Annotated in this window: 24 protein-coding genes and 1 tRNA gene; 15 read left to right on the top strand and 10 right to left on the bottom strand. The window is 73.2% G+C overall.

The features are described 5' to 3' along the window. Positions 1-48: 48 nt before the first annotated feature. Positions 49-1098: an LLM class F420-dependent oxidoreductase gene (locus tag OG898_RS23385; protein WP_266959037.1), complete on the bottom strand. Its 1050-nt coding sequence runs from the start codon at positions 1096-1098 to the stop codon at positions 49-51. Between the two features lie 100 nt (positions 1099-1198). Between OG898_RS23385 and OG898_RS23380 the strand changes: the two genes are divergently transcribed. Both OG898_RS23380 and OG898_RS23375 read left to right on the top strand, forming a co-directional pair. Beyond that, entirely contained in the window at positions 1199-2191 is a 993-nt protein-coding gene (locus OG898_RS23380) for an aldo/keto reductase (protein WP_250740338.1), read from the top strand. After that, positions 2188-4557, top strand: coding sequence for a helix-hairpin-helix domain-containing protein (locus tag OG898_RS23375; RefSeq protein ID WP_266959034.1), 2370 nt, complete (start codon positions 2188-2190; stop codon positions 4555-4557). The genes OG898_RS23380 and OG898_RS23375 overlap by 4 nt, the downstream gene beginning before the upstream one ends. A gap of 79 nt (positions 4558-4636) precedes the next feature. Here the strand turns inward: OG898_RS23375 and OG898_RS23370 are convergent, their stop codons facing one another. Then, positions 4637-5311 (bottom strand): hypothetical protein, encoded by a 675-nt coding sequence (locus tag OG898_RS23370; protein ID WP_250740336.1) that lies wholly within the window; start codon positions 5309-5311, stop codon positions 4637-4639. 219 nt (positions 5312-5530) lie between these two features. Between OG898_RS23370 and OG898_RS23365 the strand changes: the two genes are divergently transcribed. Beyond that, the gene (locus tag OG898_RS23365) at positions 5531-5719 is read left to right on the top strand and encodes a DUF5703 family protein (RefSeq protein WP_250740335.1); all 189 of its coding nucleotides are present in this window, start codon (positions 5531-5533) and stop codon (positions 5717-5719) included. Between the two features lie 38 nt (positions 5720-5757). Here the strand turns inward: OG898_RS23365 and OG898_RS23360 are convergent, their stop codons facing one another. The 3 genes from OG898_RS23360 to OG898_RS23350 form a co-directional block, all read right to left on the bottom strand. After that, a complete protein-coding gene (locus OG898_RS23360; protein ID WP_266959032.1) occupies positions 5758-6591 on the bottom strand; it encodes a chaplin in 834 nt (277 codons plus the stop codon). A 176-nt stretch (positions 6592-6767) separates the two neighbouring features. After that, the gene (chpH, locus tag OG898_RS23355) at positions 6768-7001 is read right to left on the bottom strand and encodes a chaplin ChpH (RefSeq protein ID WP_250740333.1); all 234 of its coding nucleotides are present in this window, start codon (positions 6999-7001) and stop codon (positions 6768-6770) included. A 169-nt stretch (positions 7002-7170) separates the two neighbouring features. Beyond that, positions 7171-8496 carry a M20/M25/M40 family metallo-hydrolase gene (locus OG898_RS23350; RefSeq protein WP_250740332.1) on the bottom strand — a complete coding sequence of 442 codons (1326 nt, stop codon included), beginning with the start codon at positions 8494-8496 and terminating at the stop codon, positions 7171-7173. Between the two features lie 168 nt (positions 8497-8664). On the opposite strand from OG898_RS23350, the gene OG898_RS23345 reads away from it, so the two are divergent. Continuing rightward, positions 8665-8752, top strand: a tRNA-Leu gene (locus tag OG898_RS23345). A 92-nt stretch (positions 8753-8844) separates the two neighbouring features. Further along, positions 8845-9204: a zinc ribbon domain-containing protein YjdM gene (locus tag OG898_RS23340; RefSeq protein ID WP_250740331.1), complete on the top strand. Its 360-nt coding sequence runs from the start codon at positions 8845-8847 to the stop codon at positions 9202-9204. A gap of 66 nt (positions 9205-9270) precedes the next feature. Here the strand turns inward: OG898_RS23340 and OG898_RS23335 are convergent, their stop codons facing one another. Continuing rightward, the gene (locus tag OG898_RS23335) at positions 9271-10842 is read right to left on the bottom strand and encodes an APC family permease (RefSeq protein ID WP_250740330.1); all 1572 of its coding nucleotides are present in this window, start codon (positions 10840-10842) and stop codon (positions 9271-9273) included. Between the two features lie 108 nt (positions 10843-10950). Beyond that, on the bottom strand, positions 10951-11898 hold the full coding sequence (locus OG898_RS23330; RefSeq protein ID WP_266959029.1) for a hypothetical protein: 948 nt from the start codon (positions 11896-11898) through the stop codon (positions 10951-10953). 228 nt (positions 11899-12126) lie between these two features. On the opposite strand from OG898_RS23330, the gene OG898_RS23325 reads away from it, so the two are divergent. Then, positions 12127-12552 carry an ASCH domain-containing protein gene (locus tag OG898_RS23325; protein ID WP_250740328.1) on the top strand — a complete coding sequence of 142 codons (426 nt, stop codon included), beginning with the start codon at positions 12127-12129 and terminating at the stop codon, positions 12550-12552. A gap of 28 nt (positions 12553-12580) precedes the next feature. Here the strand turns inward: OG898_RS23325 and OG898_RS23320 are convergent, their stop codons facing one another. Then, complete coding sequence (locus OG898_RS23320) at positions 12581-14236, bottom strand: FAD-binding dehydrogenase (protein ID WP_250740327.1); 1656 nt, start codon at positions 14234-14236, stop codon at positions 12581-12583. Positions 14237-14318: 82 nt separating this feature from the next. On the opposite strand from OG898_RS23320, the gene OG898_RS23315 reads away from it, so the two are divergent. The 8 genes from OG898_RS23315 (at position 14319) to OG898_RS23280 (ending at position 20497) form a co-directional block, all read left to right on the top strand. Next, on the top strand, positions 14319-14846 hold the full coding sequence (locus OG898_RS23315; RefSeq protein ID WP_266959027.1) for an NUDIX hydrolase: 528 nt from the start codon (positions 14319-14321) through the stop codon (positions 14844-14846). A 69-nt stretch (positions 14847-14915) separates the two neighbouring features. Continuing rightward, positions 14916-15314, top strand: a complete 399-nt coding sequence (locus tag OG898_RS23310; RefSeq protein WP_266959025.1) for a YidH family protein — start codon at positions 14916-14918, stop codon at positions 15312-15314. Positions 15315-15508: 194 nt separating this feature from the next. Continuing rightward, positions 15509-15826: a DUF202 domain-containing protein gene (locus OG898_RS23305; protein ID WP_250740324.1), complete on the top strand. Its 318-nt coding sequence runs from the start codon at positions 15509-15511 to the stop codon at positions 15824-15826. 92 nt (positions 15827-15918) lie between these two features. After that, positions 15919-16221, top strand: coding sequence for a hypothetical protein (locus OG898_RS23300; RefSeq protein WP_250740323.1), 303 nt, complete (start codon positions 15919-15921; stop codon positions 16219-16221). 81 nt (positions 16222-16302) lie between these two features. Further along, positions 16303-17214, top strand: a complete 912-nt coding sequence (locus tag OG898_RS23295) for an MBL fold metallo-hydrolase (RefSeq protein ID WP_266959022.1) — start codon at positions 16303-16305, stop codon at positions 17212-17214. Positions 17215-17375: 161 nt separating this feature from the next. Further along, positions 17376-18473, top strand: a complete 1098-nt coding sequence (locus OG898_RS23290) for a phosphotransferase family protein (RefSeq protein ID WP_266959020.1) — start codon at positions 17376-17378, stop codon at positions 18471-18473. Positions 18474-18483: 10 nt separating this feature from the next. Then, positions 18484-19722, top strand: a complete 1239-nt coding sequence (locus OG898_RS23285; protein ID WP_266959018.1) for an acyl-CoA dehydrogenase family protein — start codon at positions 18484-18486, stop codon at positions 19720-19722. 145 nt (positions 19723-19867) lie between these two features. Next, the gene (locus tag OG898_RS23280) at positions 19868-20497 is read left to right on the top strand and encodes an acetate uptake transporter (RefSeq protein WP_266959016.1); all 630 of its coding nucleotides are present in this window, start codon (positions 19868-19870) and stop codon (positions 20495-20497) included. Here the strand turns inward: OG898_RS23280 and OG898_RS23275 are convergent. Continuing rightward, positions 20494-20901 (bottom strand): MerR family transcriptional regulator, encoded by a 408-nt coding sequence (locus OG898_RS23275; RefSeq protein WP_266959014.1) that lies wholly within the window; start codon positions 20899-20901, stop codon positions 20494-20496. The genes OG898_RS23280 and OG898_RS23275 overlap by 4 nt on opposite strands. 63 nt (positions 20902-20964) lie before the next feature. On the opposite strand from OG898_RS23275, the gene OG898_RS23270 reads away from it, so the two are divergent. After that, positions 20965-22143 (top strand): alkene reductase, encoded by a 1179-nt coding sequence (locus OG898_RS23270; protein ID WP_266959012.1) that lies wholly within the window; start codon positions 20965-20967, stop codon positions 22141-22143. On the opposite strand, the gene OG898_RS23265 is transcribed toward OG898_RS23270, so the two are convergent. Beyond that, positions 22082-22690, bottom strand: a complete 609-nt coding sequence (locus OG898_RS23265; RefSeq protein ID WP_250740316.1) for a TetR/AcrR family transcriptional regulator — start codon at positions 22688-22690, stop codon at positions 22082-22084. The two genes, OG898_RS23270 and OG898_RS23265, sit on opposite strands and share 62 nt — an antisense overlap. Positions 22691-22718 lie beyond the last annotated feature (28 nt).

The raw sequence follows: 22718 nt of genomic DNA, 5'->3' as shown, positions 1-22718 counted from the left end.
CCTTCTTCACGCCGCCCTCGCACGGCTTCGCCGGGCCCGGGGCTCAGCTCAGGCCAGTCCGGCCAGCTCCATGGCCTCCACGCCGGCGCGCAGGGCGGCGGTGCGCTCCTCCAGGGTGAAGCCGGCCGGGGCGAGCGTCAGGGTGGTGACCCCGGCCTCGGCGTAGGCCCGCATCCCGTCGGCGATGCGCTCGACCGTGCCCAGCAGGGTGGTGGAGTCGATCAGCGAGTGCGGGACCGCGGCGGCCGCGCCCTGCTTGTCGCCGGCCAGGTACTTGTCCTGGATCTCGGCGGCTTCCTTCTCGTAGCCCATGCGCTGGGCCAGCTGGTTGTAGAAGTTCTGCTTGCGGCTGCCCATGCCGCCCACGTACAGGGCGGTGTACGGACGGAACATGTCGGCGAGCCCGGCCACGTCCTCGCCGAGGGCCAGCGGCACGGTCGGGCAGACGTCGAAGCCGTCCATCGTCAGCCCGGCCTTCTCGCGGCCCGCCCGGATGTGGGTGAGGGCGGTGGCCTCCAGGTGCTCGGCGGCCGGGAAGATCAGCAGGGCGCCGTCGGCGATCTCGCCGGTCTGCTCCAGGTTCTTGGGCCCGATGGCGGCGATGTAGAGCGGAATGTGCTCGCGCTCGGGGTGCACGGTCAGCTTGAGCGGCTTGCCCGGGCCGCCGGGCAGCGGCAGCGTCCAGTGCTCGCCCTCGTACGAGAGCCGCTCGCGGGTCATCGCCTTGCGGACGATCTCCACGTACTCGCGGGTCCGCGCGAGCGGCTTGTCGAACTTCACGCCGTACCAGCCCTCGGAGACCTGCGGTCCGGAGACGCCGAGGCCGAGCCGGAAGCGGCCCTTGGTGAGGGAGTCGAGGGTGGCGGCCGTCATGGCCGTCATGGCGGGCTGACGGGCCGGGATCTGCAGGATCGCGGAGCCGACGTCGATGCGCTCGGTCTGGGCCGCGACCCAGGCGAGCACGGTCGGCGCGTCGGAGCCGTAGGCCTCCGCGGCCCAGCAGACGTCGTAGCCGAGCCGGTCGGCCTCCTGCGCGACGGCCAGGTTGTCGGCGTCCATGCCAGCGCCCCAGTAGCCGAGATTGATGCCGAGCCGCATGTGTGGTCCCCTTGCCTGTTTACCGATCAGTAACGTGGGTCTGCGGGGACTGTAGCGCGCCCGGGTGCCCCGCGTCAGCGCCGCAGTAGTCTCAGCCCTCATGGAGCAGAGGCATCTCGGCCGCACCGGACTGCGCGTCTCCCGGATCGGTCTCGGCACACTGACCTGGGGCCGGTCGGCGGACGGACCGGACGAGGCGGAAGCGGCCGCTCAGTTGAAGACGTTCTGGAACGCGGGCGGCACGCTCGTGGACACCGCCGACGTGTACGGGGGCGGGGAGGCCGAGTACCTCCTCGGGCAGTTGATCGGTTCCGTGGTCCCGCGGCGGGACCTGGTGATCGCGACCAAGGCGGGCGGGGTCGCGGACCCGGACCGCCGTTTCGACGCATCGCGCGGCCATCTCCTCGCCGCCCTGGACGATTCCCTGTCCCGTCTGGACACGGACTACGTCGACCTCTGGCAGGTCCACGCCTTCGACCCCTGGACCCCGCTGGAGGAGACCCTCCAGGCCCTGGACATCGCGGTGAGCAGCGGCCGGGCCCGGTACGCGGGCGTGTCGAACTTCAGCGGCTGGCAGCTCGCCAAGGCGGCGACCTGGCAGCTCGCGGCGCCGGGCGTACGGACCCGGCTGGCCTCGACGCAGATGGAGTACTCCCTGCTCCAGCGCGGCGTGGAACGGGAGGTGGTCCCGGCGGCCCTGGACCTGGGCCTGTCCCTCCTCCCGTCCTCCCCCCTCGGCCGGGGCGTCCTGACGGGCAAGTACCGGTCGGGCACCCCCGCGGACTCCCGGGGCGCCTCGGAGACCCTGGCCGCCTTCGTGGACCCCTACCTGGACGAGGCGGCGAGCCGGATCGTGGACGCGGTGGCCACGGCCGCCCACGGCCTCGCGGTGACCCCGCTCCACGTGGCCCTGGCGTGGGTCCGGGACCGCCCCGGGGTGGCCGCGCCGATCGTCGGCGCGCGCACGTCGGCGCAGCTCGGGCAGGCCCTGTCGGTGGAGGCCCTTAGTCTTCCGGAGGAGATCCGCCAAGCGCTGGACGACGTCTCGGCGCCCGTCCACCGCTACCCCGATCAGGACTGGAGCACCTTGTGAGCGACACCGCCGCCGCCGACGCCGCTGCCGCGGAGGCCCCGGCGCCCGCCGCTGCCCCCACCCCGGAGCCCCCGGCAGACCCCGCGGACGCCACCGGCGAGGACACAGCCGCCACGCCCGACGCCGAAGCCGCGGACCCGGCGGCGGACCACGCCCCGGCAGCCCCCGAGGACACCTCCGACGGAGAGTCAACCGTCGCGGACGGCTCAGACGAGGGCGAAGCCGCGGACCCGGAGGGGGGTCCGGGGGCGGAGCCCCGCCACGCGGCGGAGCCGCATATCGGCACTGCGGGAAGGGGCGGGGTGGGGGAAAGCCCCGCAGGGCCCACCGACGACACTGACGCGGAAGCGGGAGCCGCCGCTGGAACCGCCGTCGCGGACGGGGCCGCCGAGGCCGCGCCTCAGCTCAGCGAAGCCGCGGCGGAACTGGCCGCCCAGAAGATCGAGCGGGAGCGCATCGCCCGCCGCAAGGCGGAGCGCGAAGCCCCCGTGGAGGCCGGCGCCAAGCTCAGCGGCACGGCCGCCGACCTGCTGGCCGCCGTACGGGCCGTGGAGAGCGGTGGCAAGCCCCCCGCTGCGTTCACCGCGCCCCCGGCGCCCCGTACGCCGTCCCCCGCGCCCGCGCCCGCCCCGGCGCGCACCCCGGCATCCGCACCCACCCCCGCACCCGCGCCGCAGGCCGCCGCCCCCTCCCCCGACGCCGTCCAGGCGGTCCGGGCCGTCCTGGCGCGGGGCGGAGCCCCCGAGGCCCTCGCCCCGCAGACCGCCGTCGTCCTCGGCGAGGACGCCGCCGCGCAGCTCGCCGAGTCCCCCTGGCGGCTGCTGGCCGTCGCCGGGGTCCGGCCGACGCAGGCCGACGGGTTCGCCCGCGCCCTGCTCGGCGCCGAGGCGACCGGCCCCGGGGACGAGCGGCGGGCCGCCGCCCTGGTGGGCTGGCTGCTGGCACAGGCCGCCGCCAAGGGCCACACCGTGCTGGAGGCCCCCACCCTGGAGTCGGCCCTCGCCCAGTACGGCGTGCCGGACCCCGCCCACGCCCTGGAGGCGGCCGTCGGCGAGGGCGCCGCGCTGGCCTTCGAGGAGCCGGTCGGTCCGCCCGTCGAGGAGTCCGCCGACGGGGAGGAGCAGCCCGTACGGATCCTGGTGGGCCTGGAGGGCTCCGCCATGGCCGAGGAGAGCCTCGCCGAGGGCCTGGCCCGGCTCGCCAACACCTTCACGGACCCCGCCGACTGGGACAAGGCCGCCACCGGCACGGGCGCGGAGCTGATCCGCGCCGCCGCCGGGCACGGCCTGGTCACCCACACCGGCGGGGAGGCCGCCCGCGCCGAGCCCCGCGCACTCCTCGCGGCGGCCCGGGAGTTCGGCCTGCGGGCCTGTCTGGCCGCGCACGCGCCCGCCGAGGGGGCCGTCACCGTGGCGGGTCTGCTGTCCGGCGCCGAGGGCCCGGGCCGGGACGCGGACGGGCAGTTCGCGCTGGACCTGCTCATCGTCCTGGACGCCCCGCAGCTGGACGTGGAGACGGCTGCCGTGCTGGTGGAGTCCGTCCCCGACGGGGCCCGCCTGGTGCTGTCCGGCGACCCCGCGGTGCTCGGCTCCGCGGGTCCCGGCCGGGTCTTCGCCGATGTCCTCGCGGCCCGCGCCTGCCCGCAGCTCGTCTCCCGGATCCCGGACCCGGGCCCGGTCGGCGAGCTGGTCTCCGGCATCGCGGTCGGCGAGCTGAACCAGGTCGACGCCCCCGGCAAGGAGGTCGTCATCGTCCCGGTCCGCGACGCCGGGGAGGCGGTGCACCGCACCGTGCAGCTGGTGGCCGAGTCGGTGCCCCGCGCCTTCGGGATCCCGGCGGACGCCGTCCAGGTGATCACCCCGGGCCACGGCGGCCCGGCGGGCACCCGCGCGCTCAACGCGGCCCTCAAGGAGCGGCTGAACCCGGGCCCCGGCCGGTTCGGCGGCTTCGACCCCGGTGACCGGGTGGTCCACGTGCCCTCCGCCGGGCGGGCGCTGCCGGCCCGGGTGGTGTCGGCCGACGCGCAGGGGCTGCACCTGGCCGGAGCCGCGGGCGCGCGGATCGTCGTACCGAAGGAGCGGGTGGAGTCGCAGGTGCGGCACGGCTGGGCGGTGACGGCGCACCAGGCCGTCGGTTCGCGCTGGCCCGCGACGGTCGTCGTACTGCCCGGGGACGCGGCCCAGGCCCTGACCCGGGACTGGGTGTACACGGCCTTCGGCCGGGCCGAGCGGCACCTGTCGGTGGTGCACGGGGTGGACCAGGCACTGCCGCGCGCGGTCGCCGAGGTGCCGGCGAAGCCCCGTACGACCCGCCTGGCGGGCCTGCTGCGGGCCCTCGTGGAGTCTGCGTCGGCGCAGCCCGAGTAAGCGGACGCGCCGCGGCCCCCGTCCCGGGTGGGACGGGGGCCGCGCTGCGTTCCGCTACGAAGTGTCGCGCGGGGCGGGGTCAGGCCGTGGTCAGGCCCCGCTCGGCGGGCTCGCCGTCCCCGGCCTCCACGTCGTCGCCCTCTTCGTCGTCATCGTCGTCCTCGTCGAAGACCGAGCTGACGTCGAACCGGTGCATCACGTCCTGCGGATCGATGTGCGCGAACGGCGCACCGAGCCACTCCCCCGGTTCCGCGGCCTCCTCCGAAGCGGCGATCCACAGCGTGGAATCGCCCTCCTCCAGCCCGAAGTCCTTGGCGCGGGAGGCGATTTCATCCGGCTCGTACTCGCCGAAGAGCACGCCGAGCGCGTCGGCGGTGCCTCCGTCGTGGGCGAGTTCGGCCTCTCGGTCGTGCGCGACGACGCGTTCGGCCTGGGCGATCAGGCGCGCCGGTTCGACGACGGCGTAGTCGCGGCGGATGAGCACGCTGAAGGCGGCGGGTTCGGCGGGGCCGGTGTACGGGAGCCCGTCCTCGGGAGTGGGGATCTCGAACGGGGTGACCTCGTCGTAGCGGTCGTAGAGGAGCTCGTCGTACTCCTCGGCGGCGGCGGCGAGTTCGTTGAACGCGGCGTAGACGTCCGGATCATCGTCCCCGATCCTGCTCTCGACCGCGGCGAGGTGACGGTCGAGCGCGGCCTTGACCGCCTCGGCGGCGGCGCGTACCTCGGCAACAGTGGGCAGAGCGGCATCAGACATAGTGCAGACGCTATCCGTAGCAGGGCTCTGCCCGCACGCAGAATGCGAGTGAGCTGCCGCTCAGCGGCCGAGCGCCGCCTGCGGGTCCGTGTTCGGACCGTCGGCGCATCCCACCAGGAGGGAGTCCATCCGGGGGTGATCGGGGTATAGGTCCCGCAGGACTTCGGCCTTCCTGCACTGCGACAAGTCGCCCTTGACACCCCGAGCAGAATGGATGCGATGTCGGAATACGAATTCGTCGACCTGTACGTGCCCCGCGGGGTTCCACGTCAGGAAACGACCCGCCTGCTGACCGAACACGCCGAGTACGGGCACTGGGAGCTCGACCGGCTGACCCTGCTTCGGGACGGCAGTCGCCGTGTGCGACTGCGCCGCCGGATCATCCGTCAGGTCCGCGCGACCTGGTGACGCGGGTCCCCGTGAGGGACCCGCGTCCTGAGGAACCGTCAGGCTGCGTTGCGCGCCCGGCGGTAGAGCACGGCGCCGGCCAGCAGCATGCCCGCGGCCAGGGGCAGTCCGGCGGTGAGGACGTCACCGGAGCCCGTGGCGGCGAGTCCCCCGGCCGGGGTCGAACCCGTTCCCGTCCCGGTGCCGGTCCCCTGGGCGGGGTGCGTCACCGGGGTCACCGAACCGGTGCCGGGAGCCGTACCGGTACCCGCGCCGGGTCCGGCGGGAGTTCCGGGCTGCTGCCCGGCACCCGGACCGCCGGGGGTGCCGTTGCCCCCGGGACCGCCGGGATTGCCGTTGCCACCCGGACCGCCCGGGGTCCCGTTACCGCCGGGACCGCCCGGTCCGCCCGGGGTCCCGTTGCCGCCCGGTCCACCGGGATTGCCGTTCCCACCCGGACCGCCGGGATTCCCGTTGCCGCCGGGACCACCCGGATTCCCGTTGCCGCCGGGACCACCCGGGTGTTCCGGATGCCCCGGGCCGGTGTCCTCGTCGCACGGTTCGTGCGGGTTGCCCGGGTGTTCGGGGTGGTTCGGGTGCTGGGGGTGGGTCGGGTGCTGCGGGTGTCCCGGGCGGCCCGGGAGGTTCGCGCAGTGGTTCCCGAAGGCCGGGTTCAGGGCCCCCACCACCGTCACCGTGTTCCCGCAGGCGTTCAGCGGTGCGTCCACGGGGGCCTCGAGGGCGTTCCCGGACAGCAGTCCCGGTGAGTGTGCGGCACGGCCGGAGGCGCCGGAGTCCGCGTGTGCGTAGCCCCCTCCGAGCGCGAGCAGACCCCCCGCGGCCGCCATGGTGATCAAGGTCTTCCTGCCGGTGACCTGTACCTGTCGTCGCATCTGTACTTCGTCCCCTGGTGTGTGCGTCGTGCACGCGCACGCACGTGCACGCCCGGTCGGCGCACAGGCCGCTCAGGCTCCCCCGCCTGGTACGCCGAAAGATCGTCATCGGGCCCGTAAAGCCCGGCAGCCCCGGAGCGCTGGAATGCGCTCCGGGGCCGAGAACTTCAGAAACGTCAGGCGTTGACGCAGGTGTTGCCGAAGGCCGGGTTCAGCAGGCCGATCACGGAGATCGTGTTACCGCAGACGTTCACGGGAACGTGAACCGGAACCTGGACGACGTTGCCGGACAGGACACCGGGCGAACCGATGGCCGCACCCTGGGCACCAGCGTCGGCGACAGCCAGACCCGCACCCGCGAGAACCAGACCACCGGTGACAGCCGCAGCGGCGGCAACCTTCTTGAGCATTGTTCCTCCTAGTAGGCAAGCGCGGTCCCAGCCGCGGACCGCACCACCTGTAACGAGGAGGGATCACCGGGGCTACGAGCGTATGAGTGCATTCACTCTTCTCAGTGGTTTCCGCACACCTTCCCGATTCCCGGGCGTTAGCTACGCCCCCTTCGGTCTCCGGCGCGCCTCAGGACTCGTCGATGAACCGGTCGAGCACCCGGACGCCGAACTTCAGACCCTCCACCGGCACCCGCTCGTCCACCCCGTGGAACATCCCGGCGAAGTCCAGCTCGGGCGGAAGCTGGAGCGGGGCGAAGCCGAAGCAGCGGATCCCGAGGTCGTCGAAGGACTTGGCGTCCGTACCGCCGGAGAGCATGTACGGGACCGCGCGGGCGATCGGGTCGTGCGCCTTCAGGGCGGTCTGCATGGCGTCCACGAGCTTGCCGTCGAAGGCCGTCTCCAGCGCCTTGTCCGCGTGGACGTCCTCGCGCTTCACGCGCGGCCCGAGGATCCGGTCGAGGTCGGCGAAGAACTCCTCCTCGTAGCCCGGCAGGAAGCGGCCGTCCACGTGGGCGGTGGCCTGGCCGGGGATGACGTTGACCTTGTAGCCGGCGCCGAGCATGGTCGGGGCGGCGGAGTTGCGCAGGGTCGCGCCGACCATCTTGGCGATGCCGCCGAGCTTGGCGAGCGTGGCGTCCATGTCGTCCGGGTCGAGCGGGGTGCCCAGCGCGTCCGAGAGCTCGTCCAGGAAGTGCCGGACGGTCTTGGTGACCCGCACCGGCCAGGTGTGGCGGCCCAGGCGCCCCACGGCCTCGCAGAGCTCCGTGATGGCGTTGTCGTTGTTGGTCATGGACCCGTGGCCGGCGGTGCCCTCCACCGTCAGGCGCATCCAGTGCATGCCCTTCTGGGCGGTCTCCACCAGGTACAGCCGCAGGTTCTCGTTCACGGTGAAGGAGAAGCCGCCGACCTCGCCGATCGCCTCCGTCACCCCCTCGAAGAGGTCGGGGTGCTTGTCGACGAGGTACCGGGCGCCGTAGGTGCCGCCCGCCTCCTCGTCGGCGAGGAAGGCCAGCACGATGTCGCGCGGGGGCTTGCGGCCGCTGCGCATGCGGTCGCGCACGACGGCCAGCGTCATCGCGTCCATGTCCTTCATGTCGACCGCGCCGCGGCCCCACACGCAGCCGTCGGCGATCTCGCCCGCGAAGGGGTCGTAGGTCCAGTCGGCGGCGTTGGCCGGGACCACGTCGGTGTGCCCGTGGATCAGCAGCGCCGGCCGCGAGGGGTCCTCGCCCTCGATCCGCGCCACGGTCGAGGCGCGCCCCTTGTGCGATTCGAAGATCTGCGGCTCCAGCCCGACCTCGGCGAGCTGCTCGGCGACCCACTCGGCCGCCTTGCGCTCGCCGGGCCCCGAGTGGTCCCCGTAGTTGCTGGTGTCGATCCGGATGAGGTCCCGGCAGAGGTCGACGACCTCGTCCTCGCCGGAGACGGTCCTGCCCGCGCCCGATTCGCTCACGCTGCTTCCTCCCACTGATCAGTACCGAACTGACTCCATCCTCGCGCCCCGGGCCGCTTCCCCCAAGGGCGATCCCCGGCCGCCGGGGGGTGTGATCGAGGACCCCGGAATGTTTGGTAATGTTTTCCACGTCGGAACGGCCCGCGAGGGACGCGAGACAGACACCTTGTCCGGGTGGCGGAATGGCAGACGCGCTAGCTTGAGGTGCTAGTGCCCTTTATCGGGCGTGGGGGTTCAAGTCCCCCCTCGGACACCAAGCGAAAACCCCACTTCACGTGGGGTTTTCTGCGTTGGGCGGCAGATTCGGCGCAGAGGATCCCGGTGGGTGGTTCGGGATATTCTGTCCGGGTGAACGAGAATCTTCCCCCTTGCCCGAAATGTTCCTGCGAGTACACCTACGAGATGAACGCGCTCGTGGTGTGCCCCGAGTGCGGTCACGAGTGGGTGCCCGCCGAGGGCGGCGCCGAGGGCGGCGCGGACGCCGGGGAGCAGGTCGTGAAGGACGCCGTCGGGAACGTGCTGAGCGACGGCGACACCGTGACCGTCGTCAAGGCGCTCAAGGTCAAGGGCAGCCCCTCGGGGATCAAGGCCGGTACCAAGGTGCGCAACATCCGGCTCATCGACGGGGTCGACGGGCACGACATCGACTGCAAGATCGACGGCTTCGGTGCCATGCAGCTGAAGTCCAGCGTGGTCAAGAAGGCCTGACCCGTAGCTGACGTACGAAGAGGGGCCCCGCCGTGGCGGGGCCCCTCTTCGTACGTCAGCTACGGGTCAGGCGCGCGGGGCCGGGATCCCGGCCTCGGCCGATTCCGCCGCCTGGTCGAGGCGGAAGGCCTCGTTCCCCAGGCCGATGCGGGCGTGCACCGCGGGGCGGCCGGAGCGCAGGAAGAGGCCGTACGCCAGGCCCACGAGGGCGGCGGCGGCGATGATGCCGGGCAGGGCCCAGCTCAGCGCGGAGCCCTCCTGGGCGCCGACCAGGACGCCGAAGTCCTTGACCGTGTAGACGGCGATGGCGAGCAGCGCGAGGCCGGCGAGGCCCGCCGCGCCGAGCCGCCAGAGCTGGGCGCCGGCGGTGCCGCGGCGGACGAAGAAGGCGATGACCGCGAAGGAGGCGGCGGCCATGAGGAGGGTCACGCCGAGGGCGCCGACGCTGCCCATCCAGGTGAACAGGTGCAGGACGGGCACGGTGGGGTCGCCGGCCGGCGCGTCGTCGGTGAACGCGAAGGCCAGGACGACCACGACGGAGATCACGGTCTGCAGGAGCGAGCCGGTGGCGGGGGCGCCGGTGCCCTTGTTGGTGCGGCCGAAGGCTGCCGGGAGCAGGCCCTCGCGGCCCATGGCGAAGGCGTAGCGGGCGACGACGTTGTGGAAGCTGAGCATCGCCGCGAACATGCCGGTCACGAACAGGACGTGCAGGACGTCGGTGAAGGTGGTGCCCAGCCGGCTCTCGGTGAGCTGGAAGAGCAGGCCGGGGCCGGCTTCGGCGGAGGCCTTGACCACCTCGCCGGGGCCGGTGGCGACGGAGAGGGCCCAGGCGCTGAGGGCGAAGAAGAGGGCGACGAAGCCGACGGCGAGGAACATCACCCGGGAGACGACGATGTGCGGCTTGCTGGTCTCCTCGGCGTACACCGGGGACTGCTCGAAGCCGACGAAGGCGGCGATGCAGAAGCACAGGGCGGTGCCGAGGCCCGCGCCGGTGAGGGTCTCGGGGTTGAAGGCGTGCAGCGAGAGGCCTTCGGGGCCGGGCTTGCCGAGGGCGGCGACGTCGAAGACGACGACGAGGAGCACCTCGATGAGCAGGAGGACGCCGAGGACCTTGGCGTTGAGGTCGATCTTCAGCCAGCCGAGCGCGCCGGTGAGGGCGACGGCGGCCAGCGCCGGTATCCACCAGGCGAGTTCGGTGTCGAGGTAGGTGGCGAAGAGGCCGGAGATCTCGAAGCCGAGGATGCCGTAGACGCCGACCTGCATGGCGCTGTAGGCGACGAGGGCGACGAACGAGGCGCCGGCGCCCGCGGTGGGGCCGAGTCCGCGCGCGATGTAGGCGTAGAAGGCACCGGCGTTGTGGACGTGCCGGCTCATCTCGGCGTAGCCGACGCTGAAGAGCGCGAGGACGGCGCCGAGGATCACGAACAGCAGGGGCTGCCCGACGATGCCCATGACCCCGAAGGTGGTGGGCATGACGCCCGCGACGACCATCAGGGGCGCGCTCGCGGCGAGCACGGACAGCAGCAAGCCCGCGGTGCCGAGGCGGTCGGCGCGCAGGGCGCGGTCCTGGCCCTTGTACGTACGGATCTCGGCCTGGCCGGCCGGGTCGGTGAGCGTGGTGGATCTGCCCGTCGGCATGGCGGGGGTGTCCTTTCAGGTGGGGACTGAGCGGCACTTGCTGAGCGGTGCGTGCGGGGTGGTTCCGGCTGGAGCTCTTCGTGCTGGGCGGTACGGGCCGGGCTGAGGTCAGGCGGTGCCGAGCGCGGCGCTGCGTGCGGCGAGGAAGGCCTTGTGCGGGTCGCGGTCCGGGTAGGACCAGGGGGCCTGGGTGGCGTGGCTGCCGATGCGCTGGAAGAGGGCGGCGGCCTCGGCGGGGCGGCCCTCGCAGAGTTTGGCGTGGGCGAGGAAGTTGAGGTCCACCCGGTTGCGGGGGTGGTCCTCGCGCTCCCACTCCAGCCACCAGTCGAAGGCGGAGCGCAGCACCTGGCGGGCGCGGCGGCCGGACCAGTGCTCCGCCCCGGCGTCCGGGCCGTGGCCCTGGCCGGCGGCGAGGACGCGGTAGCGCTCGGCGTGGGCGATGACGGGGAGGACGGCGAGCGGGGAGTCGGCCGGGGACTCCTCGGCGGCCCAGGCGGCGAAGTCGTAGACCTCGTGGAGCGGGTCGCTGCCGGCGGCCGGGGCCCGTTCGGCCAGCCGGGAGACCATCAGGTGGTGGGCGTGGTGGTGTTCGCGGTGGCGGGCCCGGACCTGGTCGAAGTGGCGGCTGAACTCCTCCTCGGTGCCGAAGGCGCGGGTGAGGAGCAGCAGGCCGAGCCAGGGGGTGGGGTCGGCCGGGAGCAGAGCCGCGGCGCGGCGGCAGGCCTCGTCGGCCGCCTCGGGGGTGCCCTTGCGGCGCAGGGCGCCGAAGACGGCCGCGCAGGCGAGGAGGGTGACGGCGTCGGCGCTCTCCGGTTCGGCGAGGAGCCATTCGCGCGCCCATGCGGTGGCGGCCGGGGTCTCGGCGAGGACCACGAGACGGTGCCCCCGGCGGTCCCAGTCGTCGCCCGTGGCGACGAGGAGGGAGCGGGCCTTGGCCCAGCGGCCCTGGGTGAACTGCGCGCGCACGTCGACGAGTTCCGTGTCGCAGAGGGCGGGGTCGAAGAGCTGGGCGTCCCGCTTGCGGGCGCGGCCGAGGGGCGGCGGAGGGGGCGACATCCGCGGGTTTCCCTCCAGGACGCGGGCGGTTGGGCGGTGTGGCTGGAAGATCACGCACAGCAAAGCGGTACGCACAGCTCCGCGTCAAGGTCCAGTCCACCGGGTGGCTCGTTTCAACTGGTCTTTCGAGTGGCCGAGTTGGCGCGCTTGTGGCGGTTCGCGGCATGTTTCCGGCGGGAGGCGTCCCGGTCCGGGCCGGGCCGCGCGCAGGACCGTAGGCTGGGTTCCATGACGGCCTACGCAGACCTCCCGCCCATCGAGTTCGCCTTCCCCGGCCCGCTGCGCGACAGGCTGGTGGCGGCCGTCCTGAGCGGCGCCAAGACCACGACCACGGGCGTCCTGGCCGATTACGAGGCGGCGGGGGACCCGCTGCCCGTGGCGGGCGAGCGGATGGTGATCGTGGACTCCGCCGGGCGTCCGGTGGGTGTCCTGGAGGTGACGGACGTACGGGTCCTGCGGCTGGCGGACGTGGACCTGCGGCACGCGCTGGACGAGGGCGAGGGTTTCACGTCAGTGGCCGAATGGCGTTCGGGCCACGAGGAGTTCTGGCACGGCCCGCAGATGCGGGAGGCCGTCGGCGACCCGCACTTCACGGTCGACGACGACACCCCGGTCGTGGCGGAACGGTTCCGCCTGGTGACCCGCCTGCCCTAGGAAGAGTCCTGGGGGCGGGTCCTCCGGCTCAGGAGACGGCCTCGGCCGCTGCGCGGCCGGCGGCGCGGCCCGAGAAGATGCAGCCGCCGAGGAAGGTGCCCTCCAGGGCCCGGTAGCCGTGGACGCCGCCGCCGCCGAAGCCGGCGGCCTCGCCCGCCGCGTAGAGGCCGGGGAGGGGTTCTCCCGTGGCGGTCAGGACGCGGGAGGAGAGGTCGGTCTCCAGGCCGCCGAGGGACTTGCGGGTCAGGATCGAGAGCCGGACGGCGATCAGCGGGCCGGCCGCGGGGTCCAGGATCCGGTGCGGGGCGGCGGTGCGGATCAGCTTGTCGCCGAGGTACTTGCGGGCGCCGTGGATGGCCGTGACCTGGAGGTCCTTGGTGAAGGGGTTGGCGATCTCCCGGTCGCGGGACACGATCTCGCGGCGGACCGTCTCCTCGTCGAGGAGTCCGTCCTTGGTGATCGCGTTCATGCCGCGCACGAGGGCCGAGAGGTCCTTTTCCACCACGAAGTCGGCGCCGTTGTCCATGAAGGCCTTCACCGGCCCGGGGACGGCCTGGCGCGCCCGGTCGATGACCCCGCGGACCGACTTGCCCGTCAGGTCCGGGTTCTGCTCGGACCCGGAGAGCCCGAACTCCTTGCCGATGATGCGCTGGTTGAGGACGAACCACGTGTGGTCGTGCCCGGTCTTCATGATGTGGTCGAGCGTGCCGAGGGTGTCGAAGCCGGGGAACAGCGGCACGGGCAGCCGCTTGCCGGTGGCGTCCAGCCAGAGCGAGGACGGGCCGGGCAGGATCCGGATGCCGTGCTTGGACCAGATCGGGTTCCAGTTCTCGATGCCCTCGGTGTAGTGCCACATCCGGTCCTTGTTGATGTGGCTGGCGCCCGCCCCTTCCGCGATGCCGAGCATCAGGCCGTCCACGTGGGCCGGGACCCCGGAGAGCATCCGCGCGGGCGGGGTGCCCAGGCGGGCGGGCCACTGGGCCCGTACGAGGTCGTGGTTGCCGCCGATGCCGCCGCTGGTCACGATCACGGCCTGGGCGCGCAGGGAGAACTCCCCGGTGGCCTCGCGGCCGCTCGCGGTGCCGCGCACGGCGTCGGAGGGGGCCAGGACCTCGCCGGTCACGGTGTCGAGGGTGCCCGCGGTACGGGAGAGCCCGGTGACCCGGTGGCGGAACTTCAGCTGGACCAGCCCGCGGGCCACCCCGGCCCGTACCCGGCGCTCGAAGGGCTCCACGAGGCCGGGGCCGGTGCCCCAGGTGATGTGGAAGCGGGGGACGGAGTTGCCGTGGCCGTTCGCGTCGTAGCCGCCGCGCTCCGCCCAGCCGACGACGGGGAAGAAGCGGACGCCCTGGGCGTGCAGCCAGGGGCGCTTCTCGCCGGCCGCGAAGTCCACGTAGGCCTCGGCCCAGCGGCGCGGCCAGGCGTCCTCCTCGCGGTCGAAGCCGGCGGTGCCGGACCAGTCCTGGAGGGCCAGCTCGCGGGTGTCCTTGATCCGCATGCGGCGCTGTTCGGGCGAGTCGACGAAGAACAGGCCGCCGAAGGACCAGTGGGCCTGGCCGCCCATGGACTGTTCGGGCTCCTGGTCGAGCAGGATGACCTTGCGGCCGGCGTCGACGAGCTCGGCGGTGGCCACGAGGCCCGCGAGCCCGGCCCCGATCACGATCACGTCTGCGTCGTACGTCATGTGGAACCCGTCCTCCGTCGATGGTGGGGCGATCCTTTGCTACGGAGCGGTAACCAGTCAACAGGAGCGGAGGGATCACGGCATGAGCGCGGCCGACGAGGTACTGGACGTGGTGGACCGGGAGGACCGGGTGACGGGGCGCGCGCCGCGGGGCGAGGTGTACGCGGCCGGGCTGATCCACCGCTGCGCGTTCGTGCTGGCGCGGGACGGGGAGGGGCGGATCTTCACGCACCGGCGGACGGATTCGAAGCTGGTCTTCCCCTCGTTCTACGACATGTTCGTGGGCGGGGTGGTCGGCGCCGGCGAGAGCTACGCGCAGGCGGCCCTGCGGGAGGCGGAGGAGGAGCTGGGGGTGGCGGGGCTCGGGCTGCCCCAGCCCGAGCCGCTGTTCAAGTTCTTGTACGAGGGCCCGGGCGGTTCCTGGTGGAGCTACGTGCACGAGGTCCGCTGCGAGCTGCCGGTCCGGCCGCAGGCCTCGGAGGTGGCCTGGCACGCGTGGCTCTCCGAGGAGGAGGTGGCGCGGCGGGTCGCGGACGGCTCCTGGCCGTGGGTGCCGGACGGGCTGGAGGCGTACCGCAGGCTGCGGGAGTTCCTCTCGGGGCGGGGGTAGGTCGGCTCGGGGTTGCGGGGCGGGGCGGCTCCGGGCGCCGTGGGGGCGGGGCGCCAGTAGATTGGGCGGGTGATCGACTTCGTCAAGGACGTGCGGCTGTGGTTCGCGCCGGCTCGGGTGAGGGACGAGGGCGAGACCCCCGACTACCGCTTCTCGCTGGCCAACGAGCGGACCTTCCTGGCCTGGATCAGGACCGCCCTGGCCCTGATCGGCGGCGGGTTCGCCGTGGACCAGTTCCTGCCCGACCTGCGGTGGGCGGTGCGCGTGGCGATGGCCTTCGCGCTGCTCGCGGTGGGCGCGGCCTGCTCCCTGCGCGCGGTGAACCACTGGGTGCGGTGCGAGCGGGCCATGCGGCGCGGCGAGGACCTGCCGATGTCCCGGTTCCCGGTGGTGCTGAGCCTGGGGGTCGGGCTGGTCGCGGTGGCGATGGTGGTGGTCGTCCTGCTCGGCTGGACGAAGGGGCGGTGAGCGCCTCGGCCGACGCCGCCGACCGCGAGGGGCCCAGGGCCTGTCGCCACACTCCCGTCGTGGCCCGAAGGGCGGCCTCGCGGCGTCTGGTGCGTGCTCTCGGCGTGCCGGGCGGAAGTCGGCGTACTGGACGTACTTGGCTTCCGTCCGGTGCGGCGAGAGCCCGTGCCAGGCGTCGCGAGGCAGACGGGAGTGTGGCGACAGGCCCTGGCGGGCGTGACGCGGGGCTGCAGCCCGAGCGGACCCGGCTCGCGTGGCGGCGTACGACGCTGTCCTGCGCGGTGGTGGCCGTACTGGCGCTGCGCCAGGCCCTGCACGGGTCCGGCTCCCTGGTGGCGGTCGCCGGGTGCGCGGTGATCGCGCTGCTCTTGCTGGCCTTCATGGGGGTGGCGCACCGGCGGGTGCGGGAGCTGGCGGCGGCGCGGCCGGCCGGGCTCGCCGTGGGTGCGGCGCTGGCCGCGACGGCGTGCACGGTGGGCCTGGCCGTGTTCGCGATGGCGCTCATCGTGTGAGCCGACGAACCGATGGTCCGCCTTGTGATGCCACTCCGGCGCGTAGCGGACACAAGGGGCGAACCCGGTTGTTCCGCACTAGCGTCGGCGTCATGACGACTCTGCACCAGGAACACCCCGCGCAGGAGCACGCCCACGCCCACGGGCCCGACTGCGGACACCAGGCGGTCGAGCACGGCGACCACGTCGACTACGCGCACGACGGCCATCTGCACCGCGAGCACTCCGGACACTGGGACGAATGCGAGCCCTCCGGGCACGCCCCGCACACCGCGCACGAGCACGCCCACGGCGCGGACTGCGGTCACGGCTCGGTCCGGCACGGGGACCACGTCGACTACCTGCACGACGGGCACCGGCACGCGGAGCACGACGGCCACTACGACGACCACTGACGTCCGGACTCCCCCTCCCCCCGGGCCGCCGTGACTGGCAGGATGCCAGGCGCCCGTCACAGCAACCCGGGGAGAGCGCAGATGCCCGCCGAAGAGCCCTACGTCGTCCAGCCCGCGCCCGGGGTCTACGCCTACGTGCAGCCGGACGGCGGCTGGTGCCTCAACAACGCCGGTTTCGTGACCGGCGGCGGCCGGACGCTGCTCGTCGACACGGCGGCCACCGAGCGGCGGGCGCTGGCCCTGCGCGCGGCGGTGCTGGCCGCGGGGGCGCCGCTCCCCCGCACGGTGGTCAACACCCACCACCACGGCGACCACACCTACGGCAACGGCGTGTTCGCCCCGGAGGCACTGGTCCTGGGGCACGAGAACGCGCGTTCCGAGCAGCTCGCCGCCGGGCGCCAGCTGGAGCTGATCTGGCCGGCGACCGACTTCGGCTCGCTGGACATCACCGCGCCCGACCTGACGTACGGCGACCGGATGACGCTGTACGTCGGGGAGACCGAGGTACGGGTCATCCACCCGGGCGTCGCACACACCACGGGCGATTCCATCGTCTGGCTGCCCGAGCAGCAGGTCGTCTTCACCGGCGACCTGGTCTTCGCGGAGGGCACGCCGTTCCTGGCCATGGGCTCGCTGGCCGGTTCGCTGCGGGCGCTGGAGCTGTTGCGCTCGCTGGGCGCGGAGACGGTCGTACCGGGCCACGGCCCGCTGACGGATCCCGGGGCGTACGAGGCCACCGAGCGCTATCTGCGGTACGTGGCCGAGCTGGCCCGGGAGGGCCGCGCGAAGGGGCTGACCCCGCTGGAGACGGCCCGGCAGGCCGATCTCGGGGAGTTCGCCGGCTGGCGGGAGAGCGAGCGGCTGGTGTCCAACCTGCACCGGGCGTACGCGGAGCTGGCCGGTGAGCCCGAGGGGGTCCCGCTGGACATCCTGGCGGTGCTGCAGGACATGACGGTGATGAACGGCGGGACGCCGATCCTCTGCCACGCCTGACCGGACGGGCCGGGAGGACGCGTCGGCAGGGCCGGGAGGACGGGCCGGAGGGGGCGGGGACGGAGGCCGCTTCGGCTCGGGCACTGGACGGCATACCGACTGGTCGGCATCATGGGTCGCGATCGTTCCGTCGTCGTCAACCCCGTACGGAGGCGCGCACCATGACCTCAGCCCCGGACCCGGCCCCCGCACCGGATCGCACCGCGGCTCCTTCCGCGGCCCCCTCCGGCCCGCGGGGCCTCGATCTGGAGCGGCTGCGCGGTCATCTCGACCGGGCGCTGCCGGGCCTCGTGGCCGGGCCGCTGACCGGCCGGCTGATCGAAGGCGGCCGCTCGAACCTCACGTACGAGGTGGGCGACGGGAGCTCCCGGTGGGTGGTGCGCCGGCCGCCGCTGGGGCACGTACTGGCCACCGCGCACGACATGCGGCGCGAGCACCGGGTCATCGCGGCGCTGCACGGCACCGCGGTGCCGGTGCCCGAGCCGCTGCTGCTGTGCGAGGACGAGGCCGTGCTGGGCGCGCCGTTCTACGTGATGGAGTACGTGGACGGGGTGCCGTTCCGGACGGCCGGCGAGCTCGCCGCGCTCGGCCCCGAGCGGACCCGGCGGGCGGTGCTGGGCCTGGTGGACACCCTGGTCGACCTGCACGCCGTGGACCCGGAGGCGGTGGGCCTGGGCGATTTCGGGCGGCCCGAGGGCTTCCTGGACCGGCAGCTGCGCCGCTGGGGCAAGCAGCTCGCGGCGTCCCGGGGGCGGGAGCTCGCCGGGATCGACGAGCTGCACGGTGCGCTCGGGCGCGCCCTGCCCGACTCCCCGGCGCCCACGGTGGTGCACGGGGACTTCCGGCTGGACAACGTGCTGATCGGCGGAACCACCTCCGGCGCCGACGAGATCCGGGCGGTGCTGGACTGGGAGATGTCCACGCTCGGCGATCCGCTGACGGACCTCGGGCTGCTGGTGATGTACAGCTCCGACCTGGGGCTGACCGACTCCCCGGTCAGCACGACCAGCGCGGCCCCCGGCCACCCGGCTCCCGCCGAGCTGATCGAGCGGTACGCGGCCCGCTCGGGCCGGGACGTCTCGCAGGTCGCCTGGTACACGGCCTTCGCCTGGTTCAAGCTCGCGGTGATCCTCGAAGGCATCCACTACCGCTTCACGCTCGGGCAGACCGTCGGCGCGGGCTTCGACCGGATCGGCGAGCTGGTCCCGGTTTTCATCGAGCACGGTCTGACCACACTCCGGCAACCGCACGAAGGCTGAGGAACCCCCGATGGACTTCGCATTCGACGCCCGTACCGAGGAACTCCGCGGACGGCTCCTCGCGTTCATGGACGAGTACGTCCACCCGGCCGAAGCCGTCGCCGCCGAGCAGCGCGCGCGGCTGGCCTCGCCCTGGGACACCCCGGCCGTGATCGGCGAGTTGAAGGCCGAGGCGCGCCGCCAAGGACTGTGGAACCTCTTCTTCGTAAACCAGCACAGCCTTCCGGATGCCGAGTACGGCGCCGGGCTGACCCAACTCCAGTACGCCCCGCTGGCCGAGATCACCGGGCGCAGCCCGCACCTGGCGCCGACGGCGACGAACTGCGCGGCTCCGGACACCGGGAACATGGAGCTGCTCGCGCAGTTCGGGAACGAGGAGCAGAAGAAGCAGTGGCTGGAGCCGCTGCTGGCCGGGGAGATCCGGTCCGCGTTCGCGATGACCGAGCCGGAGGTGGCCTCCTCGGACGCCACGAACATCGAGACCCGGATCGAGCGTTCCGCGAGCGGCGACGAGTACGTGATCACGGGGCGCAAGTGGTTCATCTCCGGGGCGATGAACCCGGACTGCAAGGTCTTCATCGTCATGGGCAAGACCGATCCGGGGGGCGCCGACCCGCGCCGCCAGCAGTCCATGGTCCTGGTCCCCCGGGACACGCCCGGGGTCGAGATCCGGCGTGCGATGACGGTGTACGGGTACGAGGACCACGACCACGGCGGTCATGCCGAGGTGGTCTTCGACGGGGCCCGGGTCCCGGCGGGGAACCTGATCGGCGAGGAGGGCGGCGGCTTCGCCATCGCCCAGGCCCGGCTCGGGCCGGGGCGGATCCACCACTGCATGCGGCTCATCGGCATGGCGGAGCGGGCCATCGAGCTGATGTGCCGGCGCGCGGTGGGACGTACCGCCTTCGGCAAGGAGCTGGCCGCGCAGGGCGTCGTACAGAACTGGATCGCGGACGCCCGGGTCACCGTGGAGCAGCTGCGGCTGCTGGTGCTGAAGACGGCCTGGCTGATGGACACGGTCGGCAACCGGGGTGCGCACACCGAGATCCAGGCCATCAAGATCGCGACCCCGCGGGCGGTGGTGCGGATCCTGGACGACGCGGTGCAGCTGCACGGTGCGGGCGGGGTGAGCCAGGACTTCCCGCTGGCCGAGCTGTGGGCGGCGGCGCGGACGCTGCGGCTGGCGGACGGGCCGGACGAGGTGCACCAGCGCTCGCTGGCGCACCGGGAGCTGAAGCGCCACCGCTGAGCCGGGTGACCCCTCCGGGCCCGCCGGAGGCCCATCGGCGGGCCCGGAGGGGGCCCTTCGGCCCGCCCCACACGGCCCGAAGTGGTCCAGACCAGCCCGAGATGTCCGATATCTTGGAGTGTCCCCCCACCGAAAGTGCCCCGTCATGCCCAGCACCACCCTGCCCGCCCCCGCGCCGACCGCGCAGCAGGCCCCGGCCTCCCCCGCCACAGCGCCGCAGGCAAGGGCCAACCCCGGCCCGCTCGGCCTGGCGGCGTTCGCCCTCACCACCTTCGTGCTCAGCCTCTTCAACTCGGGGCTGATCTCGAACGCCGCGCTCAGCGCCGTCGTCCTGCCGCTGGCGCTGTTCTACGGCGGTCTCGCGCAGTTCGTCGCGGGCATCATGGAGTTCCGCCGCGGCAACACCTTCGGGACCACGGCGTTCGTCTCGTACGGCGCGTTCTGGATGTCCTTCGCCGGCTACGTGAAGTTCGTCGTCCCGACGCTGCCGGCCGACCAGGCGCACGTGGCGACCGGCTGGTTCCTCGTGGCCTGGTTCATCTTCACCGCGTACATGTCGATCGCCGCCATGAAGCTGGACGTCGCGCACCGCGTGCTGTTCGTCTCGCTGGCGCTGACCTTCCTGTTCCTCGCCCTCGGCGACCTGGCGCAGAGCACGGCACTGGGCCACACCGGCGGCTTCCTCGGCCTCTTCACCGCGGGCGTCGCCTGGTACGTCTCCTTCGCCGTGGTCGCCAAGGAGACCTGGGGCCGCGAGGTCGCACCGCTCGGCTAGGAGGTCCGGGGCGTCTCCACGGCCATCGGCCCGGCGGCGGTCACGGTCCGGCCCGCCGCCGCGTCGATGACCTCGTCCAGCACCTCACGGGACCGGAGCAGATCGGCGATCAGCCGGTCGATCCGGTCCCGTTCCGTTGTCAGCTCGGCGACGAGCGCGGGCGTGGCCCGTACGTTCGGCCCGCCGTCCGCATCGCGCATGCAGGGCAGGATCTGCCCGATCTTCGCGCTGTGCAGTCCGGCCGCGTAGAGCTCCTGGATCCGGATGACCCGGTCCACCGCCCGCTCCGTGTAGTCGCGGTGGCCGCCCGGCGTCCGGTCGGAGACCAGCAGCCCCTGGGTCTCGTAGTAGCGCAGCGAACGCTCGCTGACCCCGGTGCGCGCCGCCAACTCCCCGATCCGCATGTGCACTCCGTCCCGAGCCCTCGGCTTGAATCTGACATCAATGTCAGGTTTTACGGTACCGGCATGACGCAGACACAGCAGGTCCCCACCGCATCCCGTCTCTTCCGGTCCGCCACCCTCGGCGGGCTCGAACTCCCCAACCGCTTGGTCATGGCGCCCCTGACCCGTAACCGGGCGGGCGCCGACGGAGTCCCCGGGCAGCTGATGGCGGTCCACTACGCCCAGCGCGCCTCGGCCGGTCTGATCATCGCCGAGGGCACCGCGCCGAGCGCCGTGGGCCAGGCCTATCCGAACATCCCCGGCATCCACAGCGCGGAGCAGATCGCCGGCTGGCGGGCGGTCACCGATGCGGTGCGCGCGGGCGCCGACGGCCTGGGCGGCGGCGCGGCGATGTTCCTCCAGCTCGAACACGGCGGCCGGGTCGGCCACCCCGACACCAGCGGGCACGTCCCGCTGGCGCCCTCCGCCGTGCGGCTCCCCGAGCAGCTGCAGACCCCCGGCGGGCTGCGGGACGCCGTCACTCCGCGCGCCATGACGGCCGAGGACATCCGTGCCGCCATCGCCGATTTCCGGGCCGCCGCCCGCAATGCCGTGGAGGCCGGTTTCGCGGGGGTGGAGGTGCACGCCGCCAACGGCTTCCTGCCCCACCAGTTCCTGGCGCAGGGCACCAACCTGCGGACCGACGCGTGGGGCGGCCCGGTGGAGAACCGGATCCGGTTCACCGTCGAGGTGGTCCGGGCCGTCGCCGAGGCCATCGGCCGGGACCGGGTCGGCATACGGATCTCGCCCGGAGTGACGGTCAACGGCATCGAGGAGGGCGACACCGAGGAGATCTACCCCGCGCTGCTGGCCGCCCTGGCGGAGATCGACCCGGTCTATCTCCACGTCCTCTACGCCGGCGAGCAGCGGGACCGCTTCCAGGAGCACCGCAGGGCCTGGCCGGGCACGCTGATCGCCAACCAGCTGCTCTCCCGGGAGCAGTTCGCGGCCGACGGCGGCAAGGGCGTCGCCGAACGGTTCCTGGCCGAGGGGGCCGACCTGGTCTCGCTGGGCCGGGGCTTCCTCGCCAACCCCGACTTCGTGGAGCGGCTGCGCGTGAACGCCCCGCTCAACGAGATCCGCTCCGAGTTCCTGATGCACGTACAGGGGGCGGAGGGGTACACCGACTACCCCGTGCTCGCTACGGACGCAGCGCCCGCATCAGCAGGTCCGCGAGGTGGTCGGCTACCTGCTGCGGTGTGAGCGGGCCGTCCTCGTGGTACCAGGTCGACAGGTGGTGGACGGAGCCGAAGTGGTAGTCCACCACCAGGTCGGCCGGGGTGGCGTCGGAGAAGACCCCGGTGCGCTGGCCCTCCTCGACCAGCGCCCGGAAGCGCTCGTGGTAGCGCCGGCGCTCCGCCCGGACCTGCTTGGACTTCTCCGGGCTCAGCTGGTGCATGGAGCGGAAGAAGATCGCCGCGTCGTCCAGGTTCTCGATCGTGGTGACCACCACGTCGGCGGCCGCGGCGCGCAGCCGCTCCTCCACGGGGGCGTCGGAATCGGCCACCGCGTCGAGCCGCTGCTGCTGGAGGCGCAGCATGCGCGCGTACACCTCGTGCAGCAGATCGTCCTTGGATCCGAAGTAGTGGTAGAGCGCGCCCTTGGTGACCCCGGCCGCCTCGACGATCTCCTGGACCGAGGTCCGGTCGTAGCCGCGCTCGGCGAACAGCCTGGTCGCGACGGCGAGCAGCCGGCGCGGTACCGGGGCCTCGTGCGCCCCGACGGTCTCCGTCGTGGTCTTGGCGGCCATGGCTGTCGCCTCCCTTTCGTGGTCCTCG

The organism is Streptomyces sp. NBC_00193, from assembly GCF_026342735.1.
In the GTDB taxonomy this organism is placed as follows: Bacteria; Actinomycetota; Actinomycetes; order Streptomycetales; family Streptomycetaceae; genus Streptomyces; species Streptomyces stoeckheimensis.
Note: the sequence above shows the minus strand (reverse complement) of the source record. Positions and strands in the feature narration are given on the sequence as shown.

What these genes read in the sequence shown, in the direction of transcription:
- OG898_RS23295 (WP_266959022.1), top strand. Translation starts at nt 16,303, where the DNA reads ATGCCCGCCGAAGAGCCCTACGTCGTCCAGCCCGCGCCCGGGGTCTAC.
- OG898_RS23360 (WP_266959032.1), bottom strand. Translation starts at nt 6,591, where the DNA reads ATGCGACGACAGGTACAGGTCACCGGCAGGAAGACCTTGATCACCATG.
- OG898_RS23325 (WP_250740328.1), top strand. Translation starts at nt 12,127, where the DNA reads ATGACGGCCTACGCAGACCTCCCGCCCATCGAGTTCGCCTTCCCCGGC.
- OG898_RS23370 (WP_250740336.1), bottom strand. Translation starts at nt 5,311, where the DNA reads ATGTCTGATGCCGCTCTGCCCACTGTTGCCGAGGTACGCGCCGCCGCC.
- OG898_RS23335 (WP_250740330.1), bottom strand. Translation starts at nt 10,842, where the DNA reads ATGCCGACGGGCAGATCCACCACGCTCACCGACCCGGCCGGCCAGGCC.
- OG898_RS23380 (WP_250740338.1), top strand. Translation starts at nt 1,199, where the DNA reads ATGGAGCAGAGGCATCTCGGCCGCACCGGACTGCGCGTCTCCCGGATC.
- OG898_RS23275 (WP_266959014.1), bottom strand. Translation starts at nt 20,901, where the DNA reads ATGCGGATCGGGGAGTTGGCGGCGCGCACCGGGGTCAGCGAGCGTTCG.
- OG898_RS23320 (WP_250740327.1), bottom strand. Translation starts at nt 14,236, where the DNA reads ATGACGTACGACGCAGACGTGATCGTGATCGGGGCCGGGCTCGCGGGC.
- OG898_RS23285 (WP_266959018.1), top strand. Translation starts at nt 18,484, where the DNA reads ATGGACTTCGCATTCGACGCCCGTACCGAGGAACTCCGCGGACGGCTC.
- OG898_RS23365 (WP_250740335.1), top strand. Translation starts at nt 5,531, where the DNA reads ATGTCGGAATACGAATTCGTCGACCTGTACGTGCCCCGCGGGGTTCCA.
- OG898_RS23315 (WP_266959027.1), top strand. Translation starts at nt 14,319, where the DNA reads ATGAGCGCGGCCGACGAGGTACTGGACGTGGTGGACCGGGAGGACCGG.
- OG898_RS23270 (WP_266959012.1), top strand. Translation starts at nt 20,965, where the DNA reads ATGACGCAGACACAGCAGGTCCCCACCGCATCCCGTCTCTTCCGGTCC.
- OG898_RS23385 (WP_266959037.1), bottom strand. Translation starts at nt 1,098, where the DNA reads ATGCGGCTCGGCATCAATCTCGGCTACTGGGGCGCTGGCATGGACGCC.
- OG898_RS23330 (WP_266959029.1), bottom strand. Translation starts at nt 11,898, where the DNA reads ATGTCGCCCCCTCCGCCGCCCCTCGGCCGCGCCCGCAAGCGGGACGCC.
- OG898_RS23300 (WP_250740323.1), top strand. Translation starts at nt 15,919, where the DNA reads ATGACGACTCTGCACCAGGAACACCCCGCGCAGGAGCACGCCCACGCC.
- OG898_RS23280 (WP_266959016.1), top strand. Translation starts at nt 19,868, where the DNA reads ATGCCCAGCACCACCCTGCCCGCCCCCGCGCCGACCGCGCAGCAGGCC.
- chpH (WP_250740333.1), bottom strand. Translation starts at nt 7,001, where the DNA reads ATGCTCAAGAAGGTTGCCGCCGCTGCGGCTGTCACCGGTGGTCTGGTT.
- OG898_RS23265 (WP_250740316.1), bottom strand. Translation starts at nt 22,690, where the DNA reads ATGGCCGCCAAGACCACGACGGAGACCGTCGGGGCGCACGAGGCCCCG.
- OG898_RS23290 (WP_266959020.1), top strand. Translation starts at nt 17,376, where the DNA reads ATGACCTCAGCCCCGGACCCGGCCCCCGCACCGGATCGCACCGCGGCT.